Here is a 21,388-nt window from a genome sequence, read left to right as displayed (position 1 = left end):
GTGATTGACAGCGGTCGACGCCGTCTCGATACTGCCCCAGTACGACCGTCGGCCAGCACTGGCTGACTCGTTGGGGCGCAATGGAGGTCGGCCGTGACCGATTTGGGGCTGTCCGGCAAGCGCGCCGTGGTGTCGGGGGCGGGGTACATCCCGGAGCGCGCGGGCCATGGCTGGTTCACGTCGTTGGCCCTCGCCGATGCGGGCGCATCGGTGGCCTGTATCGACATCGACGAGCAGCGCGCGCATCGCATCGCCGACGAGATCGCCAGCCGGGGAGGCAAGGCCGTCCCGATCGTCGCCGACATGACCGACCCCGTACAGGTCGGTCGGGCGATCGACGACGCCGTCGCGGCGCTGGGCGGGGTCGACATCTGCGTCGACATCATCGGCGGTGCCACCTGGTCGAAGGTCGAGGAGACCAGCAACCAGTTGTGGGACGCGGCGATCCATTACAACCTGACCCAGGTGTTCTACCTCTTCCAAGCCGTCGGGAGGTACATGATCGCGCAGCGCAGCGGCGGGTCGCTGGTGGCGATCGCCTCGGTCGACGGCATCGCGGCGGCGACCTACCACGCCGCGTACGGCGCCGCCAAGGCCGGCGTCATCTCGCTCGTCAAGACCTTCGCCGACGAACTGGGGCGCTACGGCATTCGCGCCAACGCCGTCGCGCCGGGCAATGTGGGCACCGGCAACGAGGACCAGCCGCCAAACGAATACGCCGTCAACGGAATTAACCCGCTGGCGGCGCCCCGCGCGCATGACATCGCCAACGCCGCGCTGTTTCTCTCCTCCGAGCTGGCCGCCCGCATCACTGGCCAGACGCTCGTGGTCGACGGCGGTGCGACGATTCGGCAGCTGTGGGGGCTGCCGGAATCGAGGATCCCTTCAGACCCGGACCAGGCGCTGCCGGACTTCATGAGGCCCGGGCCGTCGGGCGGCTAGCGCTGGTGCACCATCGGCAGGCCCGGCACCGAGCTTCTGCCTTTGAGGACGTACGGGGTCGTGATCGAGCCGATGTAGATGTCGCGCATGTCTTGGCGGCCCCAGGCGATGCTGGTCGGGGCGCTTAGTAATGTGCCGTCTGGGTCCTCGAGTACCGTTTGCGGCCGCCCGTCCGGGCTGATCGCCACGATCCTGTTCGCCAGAACGAGTGTCACCCAGAGGTTTCCCTCGGCGTCGAACGCGCATCCGTCGGCCATCCCCCACCGGCGACTCACCTGTGGGTCGGCCAGGAACCGGCCGTGATCGGGACCGAACTCGTCGGGGCGCCGGCCCCCCAGCGGCGGGCCGAATCGCTCTGGCGACCCGAGTGTTTCGCCCCGGACCGGAAACCGCACCACGTCGGTGGCTACCGTGCGGACCACATACAGGTAGTCCTCGCTGCGATCCAGCGCCATACAGTTAGGGAAGTTCACCGCGTCGGCGACCACCTGCGCCGATTGGCGGTCCGGTGCGACCCGAAAGATGAACCCGTCGGCGGTGCCGCGCGCGATGGTGTTGACGAGGTCGTCCGCCAACGTGCTGACCGAACACCACAGCGCCCCAACGGAATCCACCAGAACGAAGTTCAGCCATCGCAGCGGGCGCCCGTCTAATTCTCCACCCAACACCGTCGTGATCGCGCCGGTCGCCGGGGCGAGATCCTGCAGCACACCCAAGCCCCAATTGGCAATCAGAAAGTCGCCGTCGCGGTCGAGCGCGATCCCGTTCGGCTCGCCGCCCGCCTTACCTATACGTCGAATGGTGTTCTCATCGATGAGTTCCGCGACCGCTGAGGCTTTGTCGGAGGCGAAAACTCGACCATCATCAGCCACCACAACGTGTTCGGGGCGATCAACACCGCGTCCGATGGCTTGGAAACCGGTCACTCGAATGGTGGTCTCGCCCGGTTCGTTCATCGATGCCCCTTGTACGCGTGTGGCAGCCCAATGTGAGGCTAGCTGAGGGCAACGATGGCTGATCGAAAGCCATCGACGCCGTCTAATGCGGCACGCCCATCAACCGGAGTGTCGCGAGAATTATTGCGCCGGCGCCTCGAATCCGTTACCGGCGATGTAAGACCTTAGTTGTACGGCAACGGAGGGTGGTAATTCGCTGTACTCGACTCCGCCTTCTGCGACAGGCTTCTTCCATTGGTGATCGAGGATGCGCTTGCCTAGTGATCCGTCTCGGAGGACGCGGGGCCCCCAGATCTGAACTTCCTTGAGAACTGGACCAGCCCACTCCGCAGTGACATACGTGGGTCGGAAGTCCTGCACGAACCCCTGACCGTTGAGGCCGCATTTCATATCGCAGAGGCTGCCGGGCGCGAGGTCGAAGCGTACGCGGTGCTTCCCGCTCACGGCGACGTCTGCGTCCGACGGCCAGCTTCTCGGGTCAATGGTGTCATTGAGTTGGACGCCAATACATTCCGTGCTATCCGTTGTTGATTCACGCTTGGGTTCCATCCCCGAAGCGGTTTGTTCTGACATGTCGATGTTCGCGACCACACTGGCGTGGTCGGAAGCCCCGGTCCTTCGAGGTTCGTGCAGGATTGCGACGTCTGCTATCCCGTGCCGCAATGCTGGTGAGACGAAGATATAGTCCAACCGAAATCCGTTGAGATCTTCAGACTTCCCCGTTGCTTTGTCTTTGCGTTTCGAGTACCAGGTGTAGTCCCGGACGTGGGTGTGAACGTGGCGCCACGTGTCGACGAACCCGATCTCGACGAGCTTTGTCATGTAGTCCGACATTTTGAACATCGTGCCCTCGGCGTCGACTCTGAAGCCGGTGTTGAAGTCGCCCATGATGATTGCTCGACGGTCCCTGTGGTCGACGGCATAGTCGATAGTGCGTTCCCAAAGCAACTCCTTGCGCTTCACACCGGAGATGCCGTAACCACCTTCGAACTTGTTGTCTGGAGTGCCTGGGATGTGCAGAACGAGCACGTCCAACTCCAGCTGAGCCAGACGAACAGCGAGCCACCGTTCGCGATCAATATTGGGCGCGTACTGCTCGGGGCCATGATCAAGCCGCCACTTCGAGGCAACCAGCAGACCATTCTGATGGCCCGCAGGAGCCGATGTCTCGATGAACGGATAACCAAGCCCCTGCAGATGGGCGCGCAACTTCGATTCGTTTCGAGTCTGAAACTCCGTGAGAGTCAATAGGTCCGGACGAACACATTCGATATGGCGGCAGATCGCTTGGACCCGCGAACCGCCGCCATGGCTGATGTTCCAGTTGAGAACGCGCACTTCCTCACCATCCGCTTCGTCATACTGCAGCTTGTGCAGCGGACTCTACCGACCTGAACCGGCGACGCGAGAACGACATTACAAACTGGCCTCTTACACGCGCGGATGTGACAAACTTCGACCGTGGATAGTCAAGTCGAACTGCACCTCCGACGCCTCATATTCGACAGATTGGCTGAACTCGTCGCTGAAAACGGCGTTGTCATGCGATCCCAACTCGAATCTCTGCGGATCGGTGACCGCACGCTTCGACTAATCGATCACAGCCGCGGCATTAGGAATCCGAAGGACATGCTTGCCACTCTGTCCGTTGTATCGAGCCCGGACGGCCCATACCCTGACATTCAAATTGCTGATGGGCTTCTTGCATATGACTACAGGAAAGGCAGCAACGACGGGGACAACCGGAAGCTGCGGCGAGCAGTCGAGCTGGGACTCCCAATCATCCTGCTGCGCAAGATCAGAGCCAACGTGTACGTTCCAGTTTTCCCGGCATATGTCATCAAGGACGACATCGCCGACCGCCGATTCTTAATCGCCTTCGACGAGAGCTTCAGGTCGGTAGCCGATCCGCTTCATCTCGAGCCGATCGAGCGTGAGTATGCGCTGCGTGCAATCAAGCAGCGGCTGCACCAGCCCGAATTTCGAGGGCGAATCATGCTTGCGTATCAGCAACAGTGCACGATATGCAAGCTCAGACACGGCAGACTGCTCGACGCCGCGCATATCGTCGGTGATGACAAACCGCACGGCATCCCGTCGGTGGAAAACGGACTCAGCCTATGCAAGATCCACCATGCGGCTTACGACGCAAACCTGCTAGGCATATCGCCTGACTACACCGTCCGAATCAATAAAGAGCTTATGAGTGAAGTTGACGGCCCGATGCTTCAGCATGGTCTCCAGGAAATGAACGAGCGCAAGATCGCACTGCCCAAGCGACGCGCTGATCGACCATCCAAAGCACGGCTCGCGGAACGTTTCGAGGAGTTTCTAGCGGCAGGTTAGAATGCAGCCGTTACATGAGCTGCCGTCATGTGGTTTGTCCGAACAGCCGTTCCCGCTCGGCGGCGACGACCTCGCGAGCCAATTCTGCTTCGGATATGTCATAGGCCTCAGGAGCGCTGTCGGCGGTCGCACTCCGACGGGCGAAGTCTTCGAATAGCTCGCGTTTGCGGGCTAAGATTTCCCGGATCCGCTGATCGACGCCTTCCTCCGACAACAGGCGATGAACCTGCACCGACTCCAGCTGGCCCATGCGGCGGGCCCGGGCCACCGCCTGCCACTCCATGGTCGGCTTGACTTGGGGTTCGCAGATCACCACCACCGAGGCGGCCTGGATGTTCAGCCCCACCCCGCCGGCCACGATCTGGGCCACTAGCACTGCCCCGTGCCCGGCGCCGGAGAACTCATCGACCATGGCCTGGCGTGTGTGCGCCGGCACCGATCCGGTCAGCGGACCGAATACCCGGCCTGGCATCTCGCGAGCTACTCGATCCAGGACGTTGCGGAAGTAGGAAAAGACGACGACCCGCCGACCGTTGTCCTCAGCTTCTTTGACAAGTTCGATGAGACGCTGCATTTTGCTCGACATGCCGCCCTGGATCATCGCAGCTTGCCGCATCGCCATAAAGTTCCCCGCCTGAACAGCGTCGCGATAGGCGGCTGCATCCTCGTTCGACATAACGAGCCACTCATCGACCTCGACTAGACCCGGCAATTCGGTCAGCACGTCTTCCTGGTTGCGGCGCAGATATGCCGGAGCGACCTGGCGCCGGAACTTGCGTGGCGCCAACTCATCTGCGTCGATCACCAACTTCGGCTGCAAGTACAGAACCAGATTGCGAAACTCCTCAATCCGGTTCTCCAGCGGGGTCCCGGTGAGCAGCACCGCCCACTCCGCCCCATCCAGGCAAACCCGCGAATTGCGGGTGCGAGCCGCCTCAGGGTTCTTAATGTAGTGCGCTTCATCGACCACCACGCAGCCGATGTCAGAAGGCACACTGCGTTGGTCGTGCAGCCAGGGCAACGTCTCGAAAGTGGTGATCGCGACTCCGCCGTTCCGGGCCCACGCCCGAACCGCCCCGCCCCGCTCGTAGCCGTGCAGGCGGTGGGGGCGCAACTTAGACTTGGAGGCAACTTCGCGCATCCAGTTGGTGACCACCGCTGCCGGACAGATCACCAAGAAATGCTGAGAACCCTTGGCTCGCAGATGCGCCAGCACCGCGATAGCCTCCACCGTCTTCCCGAGACCCATCTCGTCGCCAAGAATCACCTTGCGCTGCACCAACGCAAAGCGAGCGCCGAAGCTCTGATAGCCACGGAGCGACGCCAACAGATAGTCAGTGCGCAGGTCTTGTGCTCGCACCGCCGCGACGATCTCGTCTGGGAGGTCGCCGTGCGCCTTCGCCGCGTCCTCGGTGATGAAGCCGAGCTCGGCCAGCAGCGCAAAATAGTCGGCAGGCCGGCCCAGGAAGTCCTCCCACACATCCCCGCCCCGCGCTGCCGCGCGTGCATCGGACATCAACCGCGCCTGCTCGACGACAGCGTGAGCCAACTCCTCGAACTGAGCTACCGTGCGTCCCGCAGCGCACAACACGACAGCGCACACAACGGGCCCATATAAGGCCGTACCCAACGGGGCGAAACCTTTGGCTCGATCCAGATCGGTCGCCGTGCCGATCGACTTCCGCACCGCGTCCCACACACGCAGCTGCCGCAACAACGCGGCCGCCGAGGCGCTCCGGTTCCTGATGTCGATCCGCACCGGCATCTCCTCATAGGTGGTCTGCCACAAGGTTTGTGCCGCACCCTTGATCCGGGTGGCCGAGACTTCACCGATGCCCGGAAGATGGTGCAACGCCGGGGAGCGCAGGACATCCGCCACCGTTCTGAGACCAGCATCGGTCAGCGGCGCGGTGCGAATCCTCTCCCGGGTGGCTTCCTTGAGCCGATCCACCGGCATGCCCGCGATCAACCGCTGCGTCTCAGCCCGCCGAACCGCGGTCCCGGCCTCCATCGCGGCGTCCCGACAGCGAGCGTCCTCAGCCAGGGCGCCCTGGACCTTTGCGATCGCTTCGGGCAGCCCGGTCAAGGCCTTCGCCGCCAGCAGTTGCGGCGAGCTGCCCAGGTCGGCCAGTCGCATGCCCAGGCCCACCCGATCAGCCAGCGCATCGGTCACCGTGATCGGCCGCGGCTCAGCCGGCCTCGTCGCCACCAACTCGGCCAGGTTCTCAGCCATCCCCTGGCCCACGAAGTAGTCGCGGAATGCCGTCAGGAATTGTGCGGCTTGAGTTCCCCTGTCGCGCGCGGCTACACCACGGAGAAAGCGGGTCGCTCCGGTGAGCGCACGCACGTCGCGCAGGGCTGCGGGCACCTCGGTCGTCAGCCGCTTCAACGCTGTCAGGAAGTCGTTGCTGATCGTCGGCAGCGCGTCGTAGCCAGCCAGGTCCCGCAGCAGGGCGGTATCGCCCCCGTACAGCGGCAGGACCCGCCAGGCCCACTCGCCCTCGCGCTCCCCGACCTCGACGATCCGCCCGCGCAACGCGTCACGGGCAGCCAGCGACGCCTCGGCGACCGCGCGGCGCTGCGCGCGCACCTGCGTGCCTGATGCCGTCCAGGCGGCCACCTCGTCGGTAATCAGCCGCAGCTGTTGGCGTTCTTCGCGATTCATTGGCCTTCTGTGTCTGTGGGATCGCTGCGAAGATTAGTTGACCGTGCGGAGGACAGCCGGAAAACCAGCATTTTGTCGGAGCGATCGACTAACGTGAGTCGGCTGTCGAGGGTAGGACGATACAAATGCTGCTGGAAGAACTCAAACCCGGGCTGCGGATCGATGGATTGATTCCCGCTCAGGTCATCACGGTGATCTTTGCCCAATGGCATGGGACCGACGCCCTGGAGCTGACTTACAAAACCAATGATGGTGTCCTAGGCCAGCAGGTGATCTTCCGAACAGACCAAGACAAGCTCGTCGTGGCTCAGGCGGGAAGTCGCGCATTCGACGCCAATGCCACAGACTTCAAGCTCGTTGCCGAGGCTCAACGAATCACGCTCGCCGGCTTGTTCGACCCAATGCTCGCGGTCGCGACGAGCGATGTCCGACCGCTCCCGCACCAAATCCGCGCCGTGTACGGAGAGCTTCTCCCCCGCACCCCGCTGCGCTTTCTGCTCGCCGACGACCCCGGTGCCGGAAAGACGATTATGGCCGGTCTGTACATCAAAGAGCTGATCCTCCGCGACGACGTGAAAAGGTGCCTCATCGTCGCGCCCGGCGGGCTTGTCGAGCAGTGGCAGGACGAACTGTTCTTCAAGTTCGGACTGCGATTCGACCTGCTGACCAATCAGCTCATCGACGCCAACGTCAACCTCAACGTCTTCGAGACCAATCCGCTGCTGATCGCCCGCATGGATCAGCTGTCCCGCAACGAGGAGCTGCAAAAGCAGCTCAAGGACACAGAGTGGGATCTGGTCATCGTCGATGAGGCTCACCGGATGGGAGCCCACTACTTCGGCGCCAAGCTGGAGAAAACCAAGCGCTTCCTGCTCGGTGAGCTGCTCGGTTCGATCACCCGCCACCTGCTGTTGATGACGGCCACACCGCACTCGGGGAAAGAAGAAGACTTCCAGCTTTTCCTGACGCTGCTGGACCGTGACCGTTTCGAGGGCAAGCACAAGAAGACCGCCGACACCAGCGGCATTATGCGGCGCATGGTCAAAGAAGAGTTGCTCACCTTCGAGGGCAAGAAGCTCTTCCCGGAACGTATTGCCGAGACCGTGCCCTACGAGCTGACCGCGCTGGAATACGACCTTTACGAGCAGGTCACCTCCTATGTGCGTGAGGGCATGAACCGCGCCGACAATATCGGCGGCAAGCGCAAGAACACCGTCGGATTCGCCCTGACCGTGCTGCAACGCCGGCTGGCGTCCAGCCCGGAGGCCATCTACCGCAGCCTGCTCCGCCGCACCGAACGGCTGGAGCGCAAGAAGCAGGAAATCCTCAACGGCACCTATGTCGACAAGGAGCCCAGCATCGACGTTGGTGCGCTGGATGCAGACGAGTACAACGCCGAGGAAATAGAGGACATCGAAGAGGAACTGCTCGACGCCGCCACAGCAGCCCAGACGGTTGACGAACTCAATGCCGAGCTGCTCGAACTCGCCGAGCTGACAAAGGTTGCCAAGCAGGTCCGCGACTCAGGCACCGACCGCAAATGGACCGAGCTGAGCACGATCCTCCAGGACAACGCGCTCACCACTGACAAGGACGGGGTGCCGCGCAAGTTCATCATCTTCACCGAGCACCGCGACACCCTCGATTATCTCGCCGGCCGGATCCGGTCACTGCTCGGCAAACCCGATGCCGTGCAGGCCATTCACGGCGGCGTGCGACGACTGGAACGACGCGTGATCACCGAGGAATTCACCAAGAACCGCAGCTGCCAAATCCTGCTGGCTACAGACGCAGCCGGCGAGGGTCTCAACCTGCAGGCCGCGCACCTGATGGTCAACTACGACCTTCCGTGGAACCCGAACCGCATCGAGCAACGATTCGGCCGCATCCACCGCATCGGCCAGGAAGAGGTCTGCCGGCTGTGGAACCTGGTGGCCAGCAATACCCGCGAAGGCGCCGTGTTCGTCCGGCTCCTTATCAAGGTCGAAGAGCAGCGAAAAGCCTACGGCGGCAAGGTATTCGACGTTCTCGGCGAGGCGTTCAGCGAAACGTCACTGCGGGATCTGCTGCTGGAAGCGATCCGCTACGGTGATCAGCCCGAAGTGAAAGCCAAGATGCACGAGATCATTGACGGCCAGGTTTCCGAAGGCTTGAAGGAGCTACTCGAAGAACGCTCGCTGGCTGCAGAGCATCTCGCCGAGGCGGACCTGGCCAAGCTGCGCGCGGCGATGGACGAGGCCCGAGCCCGACGCTTGCAGCCGCACTACATCGAGTTGGCCTTCAAGGCGGCATTCACTCGGGTGGGCGGGCGCATCGCCAAACGGGAGCAAGGCCGGTACGAAATCGCCAACGTCCCGGCGCCGATTCGGGCCGGCAAGTTCGGGCCGATCGCGACCAAGTACGACCGCATCACCTTCGACCTTAGCCAGGTCCAGCCCGACGGGTTGGCCCGCGCGGACCTGCTGGCACCGGGACACCCGTTGCACGACGCCGTGATGGACGAAGCCATCCGTCGCCATGGGGGTGCACTCAACAGCGGGACCGTGTTGGTGTCCTCCACGCTCGAAGAACCACACCTGCTGGTCGGTGTCATCGAGGAGGTCGCCGACGCGACGGGCGCCACGGTATCGCGCCGATTCGGATACGCCTACGTCGACAGCTTCGGCACTGTAAGTCCCGCTGGCCCGGCGCCCTACCTTGATTGCGTGGCCGCCCCCGACGTGCCTGCCGTTGCGTCGGCCCGCCAGCTACCGTGGCTCAACGACGCGGAGGACCGGGCGATCAGCTGGATCATCACCAACCAACTGCCCGAGTATCTTGCCGAGGTCCAGCCCCGGCGTGCCGCCGAACTGGCCAAGACTCGCGAGCTGGTCACCAAACGCCTTGAGCACGAAAGGGATCGGCTGCTTCTTGATGCGGCGGTTGCCGCTGAGAAGGAGCAGGCCGGCGAAAAGCCCAAAGAGTCCGCCGAGAGCCTCAACCGTAAGGCCGTGGACCTCGACGCGCGGCTGCGCAGGCGCTTGGAGACGATTGAGCAGCAGGCGTTGATGTCGACCAAGCCGCCACGCATCCTCACAGCGGCACTCGTCCTGCCCGTTGGGATGCTCGAAGTTGATCTGCCGCCGACGGCGCCGATCCACGCGAAAGAAACTAAGGACGTAGAGCGCCGCGGCGTGGACTTAGTGCTCGCCCGCGAGCGCGCACTTGGCCGCACGCCGGTGGAACAGCCCTTCAACAACAAGGGGTTTGACATCCTGTCCTACGCTCCGAACGGCGATACCTACCGCATCGAGGTCAAGGCACGCATCGACGGCGCGACCGACTTCTTCGTCACCCACAACGAGGTGATGGTCGGCAAGAACGCGGTGCCGCGCTACCGACTCGCCCTGGTCAAGGTCCACTCGCGCGGGCCGCAGCACGACGAGGTTAGGTATCTGGACAATCCTTTCTCGACGACTGATTTGGGTGATTTCGACTCGACCGGTATCCGAGGTGACTGGACGAAGATGTGGGCAAAGGGAGTGAGTCCGTTCTGATGACTGATGGCGATGTGGCGGCGGCACCGGTCCGGAAACGCAAACTGATCGAGGTCGCGCTTCCGTTGGAGGCGATCAATCGAGAATCCGCGCGAGAGAAGTCGATTCGGCACGGCCACCCATCGACCCTGCATCTGTGGTGGGCGCGACGGCCGCTCGCCGCCGCGCGGGCCGTCCTCTTCGCCCAGCTGGTCGACGACCCATCGTCGCGTCAGGACGAATTCCCGACTGAGGAGCTACAGCGCAAGGAACGCGAACGCCTGCACGCACTGATCGAGCGACTCGTGGTCTGGGAGAACATCCGCGACGAGAAACTCCTGGCCGAGGCGCATGCCGAAATCCTCAGATCGACAGATGGGAATCCCCCGCCGATCCTCGACCCGTTCGCCGGCGGCGGCACCATCCCGCTGGAAGCGCAGCGGCTCGGGCTTGAAGCCCACGCCTCGGACCTGAATCCGGTCGCGGTGCTGATCAACAAGGCGCTCATTGAGATCCCGCCGAAGTTTCGGGACCAACCGCCAATCTTCCCCGGGCTCGCGGAATCGGAGATTCGCGCATGGAAGGGCGCTGAAGGGCTTGCCTCAGACGTGCGTGCCTACGGGGCGTGGATGCGCGACGAAGCTCGGAAACGTATCGGCCACCTGTACCCGAAGGCCGCACTGCCGGATGGATCGAAAGCGACTGTAATCGCATGGATCTGGGCACGGACGGTGACGTGTCCCAACCCCGCGTGTGGGATCGAAATGCCGCTTGTGCGCAGTTGGTGGCTGGGCAAGAGGAAAGGCAAAGAGGCATACGTGGTCCCACGGGTCGTAGCCGACGCATCACACCCATCTGGTCAACGCGTCCGGTTCGAGATTGGCCACGAGAAGACTGGCCCCGCCACCGACGGCACTATGTCCGGGCGACAGGGCGGAGTCTGTCTCGCGTGCGACGCCGTGGTCAGCAAGAACCACATCAAGAGCGAGGGTCAAACCGGCCGGATGGGCGCTGCTCTGATGGCGATAGTCGCGGAAGGCAATAGGCAGCGGCTATACCTCAGCCCCGACGCCCAGCAAGAGGCCGCCGCAAACATCGAGCGCCCCGAGGACGTTCCAGGTCAGGAACTCGGCTACGATCCCCGCAATCTATGGACGCCCCAATATGGTCTGACGAAGTTCTCAGACCTCTTCACCAACCGTCAACTGGTCGCCCTCACCACTTTTGGCGACCTGGTCGCCGAGGCGCATGGGCGTGTGGCCGGTGACGGCGGGTCGAGCGAATACGCTGATGCAGTCGCGACCTACTTGGGCTTGTGTGCGAGCAAAATGAGCGTATTTCATTCCGCCCTGTCCAGATGGCGAGCCGACGCCGATAAGACGGCTCCGGCTTTTGGACGCCAAGCGATCGCGATGGTATGGGATTTCGCGGAACCAATGCCTTTCGCTGGCGCGGGAGGAGACTGGAGTGGCGTCGTCGACGGTGCCGCCAAAGCGCTCGAAGGACTACGCCCAACAGCGGTCGGCGAAGCGCTCCAGGTGCCTGCCCAATCGATTGAGTTCCCACGTGGAACGGTCATCTCGACAGACCCGCCGTACTACGACAACATCGGCTACTCCGACCTCTCGGATTATTTCTACGTATGGCTTCGTCGCATTCTGCGTCCAATCTACCCAACACAGTTGGCGACCATGCTTGTCCCGAAGGCCGATGAGCTTGTGGCTAATCCGTACCGCCACGGCGGCGGAGAGAACGCCAAGAGATTCTTTGAGGCCGGATTTCGGGACGTCTTCTCCCGGGCCAGGACGACTGCCTCTGACGACTACCCGATCACGGTGTTCTACGCATTTAAGCAGGCCGAGGCGGACGATTTTGGCGAAGCGTCAAGCGGTTGGGAGACGCTTCTCGAGGGAATGATCCGAGGAGGATGGGAGATTACGTCCACATGGCCAATGCGGACCGAGGGAGGCACCCGCCTAATTGCCAGGGCAACCAACGCGCTTGCTTCGTCCATCGTGCTTTCCCTTCGTCCCCGCTCGCCTGAAGCCACGATCATTGATCGACGAGGTTTCATAGCGGCACTCGGGACGGAACTTCCGGGGGCGCTTCGCAAACTGGAGCAGGGGCAAATCGCGCCGGTCGATCTTCCGCAGGCGGCCATCGGTCCCGGCATGGCGGTGTTCAGTCGCTACGGAGCCATCCTCGAACCGGACGGCAGCAAGATGACGGTGCGATCGGCTCTTGCGCGAATAAACGAAATACTCGATCAGGTGGTGAATGAACAAGAGGGTGACTTCGACGCGACGTCACGATTTGCGATTGCGTGGTATCGCCAATATGGCTATGGCATTGGCAAGTTCGGTGACGCCGACAATCTTGCCCGTGCCCGGAACACCAGTGTCGATGTCATGGATCGCGATGGAATCCTAACATCGCGTGCGGGAAAGGTGCGGTTGATCAAGTCAGCGGATCTGAGTTCTGATTATGACGTGGTCGCGGATCTCCACACCAGCAACTGGGAAGCCCTACACCATCTCATCAAAGTTCTCGAACAGGACGGGATCTCAGCGGCAGGCGACTTCCTGAATACCGCACTAAGCCGGCCCGATCGGGCGGTGGATGCCGATCTTGTGAAGGAGTTGGCGCACCTCTTGTTCAGGATTGCGGAGGGCAATGGATGGACCGCGGACGCGCTGAGTTTCAACAATCTGGTGACGAGTTGGCCCGAGATATTCGACGCCGCACGTTCTGAAAAGCCGACAACCACAGCCCAGAGCTCATTCGATTTCGAGGAAGACGCTGACTGACATGGCACTCAGCAACCGTGAACGCATCGACAGAATGTTCGTCGCGATGGCACCAGCCCTTGATGACTTCATCGCATCGATTGTTGGCCAAGGGAATCCATCGCTGGGTGCGGAATGGACGAAACTCGTCCAGGGTAAGGACATCAAGAACGGTGTGCCCGCGACCAAGACCTACGAGCCGCTGGACCCGCAGGTTCAATTCCGAATGCTCACCGAGGCCAACATCACCGGCGGCTACCGCAAAGGCTGGTATCCGTTCGACGAGGCGTTGGGCAAAGCGGGCAAGTCGTATGCGATCGAGCTGCGCGAGGTCCGCAACGCTTGGGCCCATCACGGCAGCACGTTCTCCGACGATGACGCCTACCGGGCTCTGGACACGGGGGAGCGTCTGGTTAAGCTCATCGGCGCCGCTGCCGTCGCAGACGAAATCCGCGGCATTCGGTTGAACCTGCGGCGGGTCACGGCCGACAAGGATGACAAGAAGGTCCTGAAGGCCGTCGTCGATAACCCGGAATCCGCTGGCCTCAAGCCATGGCGTGAGATCCTGCCACCGCATGACGACGTGGCCACCGGTAACTTCGCCGCCTCGGAGTTTGCCGCCGACCTGTACAAGGTGGCCTTCGGCGGTGAGCAGGACGCCGACTACGCCGATCCGGTCGAGTTCTTCAGGCGCACCTATTTGACCGAAGGTCTGGTCGACCTAATCGGTCGCGCTGTGCGGCGGCTTTGCGGTGACGATAACGCACCGCCAGTCATCAACCTGCAGACCAACTTTGGAGGCGGCAAGACCCACTCGATGTTGGCGCTGTGGCACATCGCGTGTGGGCTGCCGGTCGGCAACTTTCCTCAGGACACCCAGGATCTGCTGACCGCCAACGGCTATATCGGAACCAAGGTGAACCGGGTGGCAATCGTCGGCAACCACTTCAGCCCCTCAGGGGTCGTCAAGGACGACGGGACCCGAGTGAACACGATCTGGGGCGAGCTGGCCTGGCAGCTGGGCGGACCAGAGGCGTTCGCGTTGGTCGCGCAGGCCGATGGCGACCGCACCCACCCCGGAACGACGCTGCACGAACTGCTGGCCAAATACGCGCCGGCAGTCATTTTGATCGACGAGTGGGTGGCGTACGCGCGCTCCCTAGTCGGCCGCGACGACTTGGCCGGCGGCACCTTTGATGATCAGTTCACGTTCGCGCAGTCGCTGACTGAGGCTGCGAAGGGCACGTCTGGCGTCCTGCTGGTCATCTCCATTCCCGCGTCATCGACCGGTGATGACGGCGATAAGATCGTGTCCGGCAATGCCGAAGAGGTCGGTGGCGCCCACGGCTTGGAAGCGCTGAAGCGACTGCAAAATGTTGTGCGGAGGGTCGCGGATCAATGGCGTCCAGCATCGTCGGCCGAGGCGTATCAGATTGTGAGACAACGACTTTTCACACAGCCCGACGCGGCGGCGTTAGCTGCGATCGGGGCGACCGCCCGAGCGTACGTAGAGATGTACCGCAAGTACAGCGACGATTTCCCCCGTGAGTCCCGTGAAGCAGCCTACGAGGACCGGATTAAGCGCACCTATCCGATCCACCCAGAGCTGTTCGACCGGCTCTACGAGGAGTGGTCGTCGCTAGAGCGCTTCCAGCGCACGCGTGGCGTGCTGCGCCTGATGAGCACGGTCATCCATGCGTTGTGGACGGGCGAGGACGCCAGCCCGCTGATCATGCCCGGTTCCATTCCGTTGGCCACCGCGAATGTGAATTCGGAACTGACGCAGTATCTTCAGGACTCCTGGAAGGCGATCATCGACGCTGACGTCGATGGTCCGAACTCCGAGCCCGCCCGCATCGACACGGCCAAACCGCTGTTTGGTCAGCGGTCCCTGACCAAACGCCTTGCCCGCACAGTGTTTTTTGGTGCGGCGCCGACCATCGGCTCGGCCCACAAGGGCCTGGAGCGGCAGCGGGTCTTCCTGGGCACCGCCGTCCCTGGTGATGTTCCAGGGAATTTCCACTCGGCCCTCACGCAGCTCGGCGACCGCGCAACCTACTTCTACTCCGGCTCGGGCAAATATTGGTACGACCTGCACGCCAATATCACTCGCACCGCTAAGGACCAGGCCGAGCGGCTACACAAGGAAGACGTATGGGCCGAAATCGTGCGGCGGTTGCAGGGTCAGGCCAAGAGCCGCGGCGACTTCGCCGGCGTGCACGTATGCCCGGAATCCAACGCCGACATACCCGACACGGACGAAGCACGCCTGATAATCCTGCATCCGAAGGTCGCTCACAAGCGGGGATCCGACTCACCAGCAAAGGAATTCGCCCAACAAGCCACCGAGCAGCGCGGAATCGCCAACCGGACCAACCGCAACACGCTGGTCTACCTGGCGGCCGACGAGGCGCGCCTCGATGAGCTCGACTCCGCGGTGCGCGACTATCTGGGCTGGGCACATGTCCTGGCCAACGCGACTGACCTCGACCTGACCCAGAACCAGAAGAACCAGGCAACCCAGCGTCAAACCCAGGCCGATGGCACTGTAAATTCCCGTCTGCTGCAGACGTTTACGTGGGCACTGGTACCCACGCAACCCGACCCGGGCGCCCCCTTCGTGCTGCGCGAGACGAAGGTAGAGGGCCAGTCTCCTGCGCTGGCTGAGCGGGTGTCCCGTCGGCTGGGCAACGACGGCGATCTGTCGATCCGTCAGGCTGCGGCAACCATCAAGCTCGCGATCGGCAAGGTGCCCCAGATCTGGAAGGACGGCCACGTCTCTCTCGGGGCGCTGTGGCGTCTGTACAGCCAGTACCCGTATATGCCGCGGCTGCGTGATCGGCGGGTGCTCGACGACGGCATCGTCGACATGCCGTTGATCTGGCAGACGGACGCCTTCGCGCTGGCAACGAGTTTCGATGATGCGGCTGGTCGGTACATCGGGTTGTGGACGCCAGACGACAACGGGGCCGCGCCGGCCGCAACCGACTCCCTCCTCCTGGTGCGGCCAGACATCGCCGTCAAGCAACGCGAAACCGAGGTCCCTCCCCAACCGGTGCCCACCCCCGGTGATACCGGAAAATCGGCTGGCGCGGACACTCCGAAACCGCCCATCGACGTCGCGTTCCCGCCGCGGATGACTCGCTTCTACGGCGTCAAGACTCTCAGCGCGGACAAAGTCGCTCTGGACTTCAAGAACGTCGCCGAGGAGATCATCGCCCATCTTCGCGACACAGGAACCAACCTTGTCGTGAAGATCGAAATCGAGGCGACTGATGCGGCTGGCTTCGACGAAAGCAAAATCCGCACCGTGTCCGAGAACGCTCAAACGCTGAAGTTTGATCAGTCGGGGTTTGAGGAAACGTGAGCTTCATAAGGCTCCGCCGTGCTTGTCAGGTTCATGGCCTGCAAGCGCTCGCCACGACGTGCCTCCAGGAAAAGCTCTGCCCGCATCAGGATGCGGGGTAGCGTTAAATCATGCTGACGCGGCTTGAGGTGAACGGATTCAAGAACCTATTCGATGTGACCGTCGAATTCGGCCCCTACACCTGCATCGCGGGGCCGAATGCGGTCGGCAAGTCAAATCTGTTCGATGTGATCGAGTTCCTCTCTCTAATTGCCGACCGCCCATTTATGGAAGCGGCGCAGCAAATTAGGTCAGCAGGGGATCGTGTCGGCGACCCCCGAACGCTATTCCTGGTCGATGACGCAAGGACGCCGCCTCCGATAACTCTCGCAGCAGAAATGATCGTCCCAAAGACCGTACATGACGACTTCGGCGAGGAAGCTGAGGCGACCAGCACCTTCCTTCGCTACGAACTGGTTCTCGAATATGTGCCACCTAATACCAACGGACCTGTGCAGATCGGCAGCATTCGCCTCGTTCGTGAAGACTTAAACTACATCACTCAGTCGAAAGCGTTAAGCCGTCTTCGTTGGCCAATGCGTGCGGACAGGTTCCGCCAGAAGGTAGTGAGGAACGAACGAAAAGGCACTGGCTACATCTCGACGGGCCCCGCTGGCACATTCCAGGTACACCAGGACGGCGGGAGTCGCGGCCAGCCCCGGCGTTCCGCCGCCGCGCCGCGAACCGTTCTTTCAACCATCAACACCACTAGCGACCCGACCGCGCTCGCGGCCCGCCGCGAGATGCAGCAGTGGCGAAAACTCTCCCTCGAACCCTCCGCAATGCGGGCGCCCGACACCGTGACCGGGCCGTCGACAATTGGCTCGAATGGATCACATTTAGCCGCCGCGCTCTTTCGCATGGCACGGCAGGGTGAGGACGCCGACATATACGCCTCAGTCGCGTCGACCGCGTCCGCATTGGTCGATGTGCGGGAAATCAACGTTGACTTTGACGCGAAACGAGACCTGCTGACCCTCGAAGCTCGTGTCGGCGATGCGCCTCTCCTTCCTGCCCGGGCGCTGTCGGAGGGCACCCTGCGTTTCGTAGCGCTCTCAATAATCGAAGCCGACGAGTCATTCGGCGGCGTCATCTGCATGGAGGAACCAGAGAACGGTATCCACCCCGCGAAGATCGAAGCGATGGTGAGCCTTACGCACGACCTCGCTGTCGACCCGCATCAGGTTCCCGGCCCGGACAATCCGCTGCGGCAAGTAATCACCAACACTCATTCGCCGCGCTTCGTGAAGTTCCAGCAAGATGGGGATATGTTGCTCGCTGTTCCCCGGGTGGCCAAGTTGAACGGCCAGATGCGGGAGACAGTTGCATTTGTGCCACTTTGGAACACCTGGCGGGGCGCAAGTGGCGGTGACGCCGTGTCCAAGGGCTTCATCGGCGACTATCTGACCGAACCACCCGATGCACCGCTCCAGCTCGACTTCCCCGGCCGCAAGATGGAGGGCATCGCGTAGATGCGCGATCTCCAGTTCGCCCTCGTCCGCGAGGGCAACTCGGACGATGGGCTTGTTGCCCTGATCCGGGTGCTGCTCGCTCGAACGAGTGTGCCGGGAGTTATCGGAGGACGACGCACCTACAAGGGCACAACAAAGGAAAAACTGGAGCAAGTCCTCGCCGAGGACGTCGTCCCCGATCTAATCTTCGTGCACCGCGATTCTGACGCACGGAACCCTGCCGTGCGTTACACCGAAATCCAAGGGGCCGCAGACGAATTGGATTGCACGGACAAGATAGTCGCCGTCGTGCCCGTTCAAGAGACTGAAGGATGGCTTCTCACCGACGAATCCGCGATAAGGACCGTCGTTGGGCGACCGGGCGGACGAGCCGCTCTCGGCCTTCCGCCCATTCGACAAATTGAGGCGACCGCGAACCCGAAAGAGATCCTAAAGGAAGCTTGCAAGATCGCCTCCGAGAAGAGTGGCGCTCGGCTGCAGAAAGTGGCCCATCAATTTCCCAGGCATCGGGCCACACTCCTCGAACGCCTCGACGTGGACGGTCCCGTCAACCAACTCGTCTCCTGGCGGCGGTTTGTTGAAGATCTCAGCACAGCGGCCACGAGGGCGCTGTCAGATATCTCGGGAACATAGACGGGCCGCACCGCTTATCGCACCCACAACCGGCGACCGCGAGCGTCAATGCGTCACGTGGTCGTGCCAACGTGGCCCTCTGTCCAATGGCGACCGAGCACCATTAACCCCGTTTCGGCTTCGACGGCAACGCCGACAGCCAGCCATCCGAAAGCAGTTCCAGAAACTGACCATCAGGATCGCGAATCATCGCCATCGCCTCCGTCACTGTCCCGTCGACCACCGCTCCCCCGAACTCCTCGACCTTCTCCAACGCGCCGGGAAGATCGGACACCGAGAACGAGATGTGTGTCAGCCCAATCTGATCCATGACGCGTTCAGACCCGGCGTGGACCTGACGCTTCGAGTAGTCCATGAGTTCGAGCACAAAGCCGTCGCGCACCAGGTAGGTCGCATGCACCCCGAGCGGCTCGGGAAGCTGCACGAGCTGTGCGGTGGGGCCGTCGGGCGGGTCAAGCTCCCACCAGAACTGAAAGCCGAGCACATTCTCGTAGAACCGCCGCGACCGCTCGCGATCGGAGACACACAATCCGACATGGTTGAAGGTCGTCCGGTGACTACTCATCGCGGCCTTTCTCACGGAACCGACGAGGGTAATAATGCAAAGATAGTGCAGATAGCCGAGCTCACGTCGCGGTGGAGGACTTCCAGATGACAACCCGTCCCGACGTCAGCACCGACGCCGTCGTCGACTTCGACCACCACTCCGACGAATACAACCTCAACGAACTCGCCATCAACGCCGACCTGCGGCGCAAGTGCCCGGTCGCCTGGAACCAGCACTACGACGGATTCTGGTTCCTCAGCAGCTACGCCGCGGTCAGCCAAGCGGCAAGAGACGGCGACACCTTCTCCCACAAATACGAACCAAACGCGGAAGACGGCGTCGACTACCAGGGCGAGATGGGCGTCCCGCGGCCCGAAGGCCAACCGGCCCTGGGCATCGGCGAGATCGACGGCCCCTACCATCTCGCCCTACGCCACGCCCTCGCCCCGTTCCTCTCGCCGGGCGCCGTCCAGAAACTCAAGCCGTTCATGGAGCAATCGGCGCACTGGTTCCTCGACCAAAAAATCGGCGACGGACACATGGACCTCGTCCTCGACTACGCCAGCCCCGTCCCGGCCATCCTCACCATGAAGCTGATGGGCCTGCCCTACGACAACTGGCACCTCTACGCCAACCTCTTCCACTCCGTCATGGCCATCCCCCAGGACCGCCCCGAATACCTCGACGCCATCTCCCAAGTCCCCGCCATGATGCAAGAAGTCCTCGACTACGCCGCCACCAGAAGATCCAAACCCGAAGACGACCTGACCAGCTTCCTCATCCAGTTCGAATTCGACGGGCAGCGCCTCACCGACGAACAGCTGCTCAACATCCTCTGGAACCTCATCGCCGGCGGCGTCGACACCACCACCTCGCAGACCGCGCTGACCCTGCTGCACCTCGGCACCCACCCGCAGCTGCGCCGACAACTCCTCGACCACCCGGAGCTCTACCGCACCGCCACCGACGAATTCCTGCGCTACTTCTCGGTCAACCAAACCCTGAGCCGCACGGTCACGAAAGACGTCGAGCTCAACGGCCAACACCTCCGCAAGAACGACCGCGTCGTCATCAGCTGGCTCTCCGCCAACCACGACGAAAAAGAATTCCAAAGGCCCGACGAGATCATCCTCGACCGAACACCCAACCGCCACCTCGCCTTTGGGCTCGGACCGCACCGCTGCATCGGCTCGCACCTGGCGCGCCTGATGTCCGAGGTGATGGTCAGGGCGGTCCTCGACCGCATCCCCGACTACGAAGTCGACGTGCAAAACGTCCACCAATACCTCGGCAACCCGAGCATGACCGGCCTGGGCAAGCTGCCGATCACGTTTACCCCGGGAGGCAGCAGGAGAACGCCGCGTCCATGGTAATCGCCGAGTCACCTCGCCAAGCCGCTACTTCAAGAGGTGTATCACGCGAATGGTAGCCTAAATATGTCTACGTAGTAGACTACCGACATGGCTACTTCCACGACGACCATCAGGGTTCCCGTCCAGACCCGCGACCGTCTAGCCGCTCAGGCGCGCCAACGAGGGATCTCTCTCGCCGCGCTGCTTTCGGAGCTTGCCACCCGTACCGAGCGCGAGGCGATCTTCCGTGCCGAACGTGAGGCGACTCGGATCGATGCCAACAGAGACGCCACGCGCGACGAGGACCGCGACTGGGACGACGCCAGCGGCGACGGCCTTGCATGAGCCGCGGCGCGGCGAACTTTGGCTAGTCGCTCTCGGCGCCGCGCGCACCGGCGAGCCAGGTAAACATCGCCCCGCAGTCATCGTCTCTGTTGATGAGATACTCACCGGCATCGAGGACGAACTCGTTGTCGTAGTGCCGGTATCGAGTTCGCGCGCCAGCTCGCCGTTGCGGCCTGAGGTCTCGCCCGGCGAGGGCGTAGATACCGAAAGCGTGGCCGTCTGCCGCGGCGTCCGCGCGGTCGCCCGGACCCGCTTGCTCGAACGACTGGGCGCCGTGGCGCCTGACACGATGCACAAGATCGAACATGCACTCGCGGTGCTGCTGGGCATCGACGCCTGAAGCATGACGTGGGGAAGGCCGGGCGATGTAACGCCCGGGATGACTGTGTCCCGCACGGGTGCCCGACAATGCAAACTTGGACG

The 21,388-nt window shown here is 62.5% G+C and carries 14 protein-coding genes; 10 read left to right on the top strand and 4 right to left on the bottom strand.

Translation table 11 applies throughout. From position 1 onward, the window contains the following. The first annotated feature begins 93 nt into the window (after window positions 1-93). Window positions 94-942, top strand: a complete 849-nt coding sequence (locus AWB92_RS10475) for an SDR family NAD(P)-dependent oxidoreductase (RefSeq protein WP_085185304.1) — start codon at window positions 94-96, stop codon at window positions 940-942. Here AWB92_RS10475 and AWB92_RS10470 read toward each other — a convergent pair. Together AWB92_RS10470 and AWB92_RS10465 are read right to left on the bottom strand one after the other, a co-directional pair. Continuing rightward, window positions 939-1,898, bottom strand: coding sequence for an SMP-30/gluconolactonase/LRE family protein (locus AWB92_RS10470; protein ID WP_085185302.1), 960 nt, complete (start codon window positions 1,896-1,898; stop codon window positions 939-941). The two genes, AWB92_RS10475 and AWB92_RS10470, sit on opposite strands and share 4 nt — an antisense overlap. A gap of 120 nt (window positions 1,899-2,018) precedes the next feature. Beyond that, on the bottom strand, window positions 2,019-3,236 hold the full coding sequence (locus AWB92_RS10465) for an endonuclease/exonuclease/phosphatase family protein (RefSeq protein ID WP_241523424.1): 1,218 nt from the start codon (window positions 3,234-3,236) through the stop codon (window positions 2,019-2,021). A gap of 123 nt (window positions 3,237-3,359) precedes the next feature. Between AWB92_RS10465 and AWB92_RS10460 the strand changes: the two genes are divergently transcribed. Further along, complete coding sequence (locus tag AWB92_RS10460) at window positions 3,360-4,244, top strand: HNH endonuclease (protein WP_085185300.1); 885 nt, start codon at window positions 3,360-3,362, stop codon at window positions 4,242-4,244. Between the two features lie 25 nt (window positions 4,245-4,269). Here AWB92_RS10460 and AWB92_RS10455 read toward each other — a convergent pair whose 3' ends face one another. Then, a complete protein-coding gene (locus AWB92_RS10455; protein WP_085185298.1) occupies window positions 4,270-6,909 on the bottom strand; it encodes a DEAD/DEAH box helicase in 2,640 nt (879 codons plus the stop codon). A gap of 125 nt (window positions 6,910-7,034) precedes the next feature. On the opposite strand from AWB92_RS10455, the gene AWB92_RS10450 reads away from it, so the two are divergent. From AWB92_RS10450 to AWB92_RS10430, 5 genes are all read left to right on the top strand, one after another. Beyond that, window positions 7,035-10,445 (top strand): helicase-related protein, encoded by a 3,411-nt coding sequence (locus AWB92_RS10450; protein WP_085185296.1) that lies wholly within the window; start codon window positions 7,035-7,037, stop codon window positions 10,443-10,445. Beyond that, a complete protein-coding gene (locus AWB92_RS10445; protein ID WP_085185366.1) occupies window positions 10,445-13,231 on the top strand; it encodes a DUF1156 domain-containing protein in 2,787 nt (928 codons plus the stop codon). The genes AWB92_RS10450 and AWB92_RS10445 overlap by 1 nt, the downstream gene beginning before the upstream one ends. Before the next feature lies 1 nt (window position 13,232). Further along, a complete protein-coding gene (locus tag AWB92_RS10440; RefSeq protein WP_085185294.1) occupies window positions 13,233-16,577 on the top strand; it encodes a Swt1 family HEPN domain-containing protein in 3,345 nt (1,114 codons plus the stop codon). 110 nt (window positions 16,578-16,687) lie between these two features. Beyond that, on the top strand, window positions 16,688-18,088 hold the full coding sequence (locus AWB92_RS10435) for an AAA family ATPase (RefSeq protein ID WP_085185292.1): 1,401 nt from the start codon (window positions 16,688-16,690) through the stop codon (window positions 18,086-18,088). After that, window positions 18,089-18,721, top strand: a complete 633-nt coding sequence (locus AWB92_RS10430) for a DUF4276 family protein (RefSeq protein ID WP_085185290.1) — start codon at window positions 18,089-18,091, stop codon at window positions 18,719-18,721. Between the two features lie 103 nt (window positions 18,722-18,824). Here the strand turns inward: AWB92_RS10430 and AWB92_RS10425 are convergent, their stop codons facing one another. Further along, window positions 18,825-19,286 carry a VOC family protein gene (locus tag AWB92_RS10425; protein ID WP_085185288.1) on the bottom strand — a complete coding sequence of 154 codons (462 nt, stop codon included), beginning with the start codon at window positions 19,284-19,286 and terminating at the stop codon, window positions 18,825-18,827. Window positions 19,287-19,372: 86 nt separating this feature from the next. Between AWB92_RS10425 and AWB92_RS10420 the strand changes: the two genes are divergently transcribed. From AWB92_RS10420 to AWB92_RS10410, 3 genes are all read left to right on the top strand, one after another. Beyond that, window positions 19,373-20,641, top strand: a complete 1,269-nt coding sequence (locus AWB92_RS10420; protein ID WP_085185364.1) for a cytochrome P450 — start codon at window positions 19,373-19,375, stop codon at window positions 20,639-20,641. 87 nt (window positions 20,642-20,728) lie between these two features. Then, a complete protein-coding gene (locus tag AWB92_RS10415) occupies window positions 20,729-20,965 on the top strand; it encodes an antitoxin (protein ID WP_085185286.1) in 237 nt (78 codons plus the stop codon). Continuing rightward, window positions 20,958-21,305 (top strand): type II toxin-antitoxin system PemK/MazF family toxin, encoded by a 348-nt coding sequence (locus AWB92_RS10410; protein ID WP_085185284.1) that lies wholly within the window; start codon window positions 20,958-20,960, stop codon window positions 21,303-21,305. The genes AWB92_RS10415 and AWB92_RS10410 overlap by 8 nt, the downstream gene beginning before the upstream one ends. The last annotated feature ends 83 nt before the right edge of the window (window positions 21,306-21,388 follow it).

Source organism: Mycobacterium sp. IEC1808 (assembly GCF_002101935.1).
GTDB lineage: Bacteria > Actinomycetota > Actinomycetes > Mycobacteriales > Mycobacteriaceae > Mycobacterium.
This window is presented reverse-complemented; position numbering and strand designations above follow the sequence as displayed.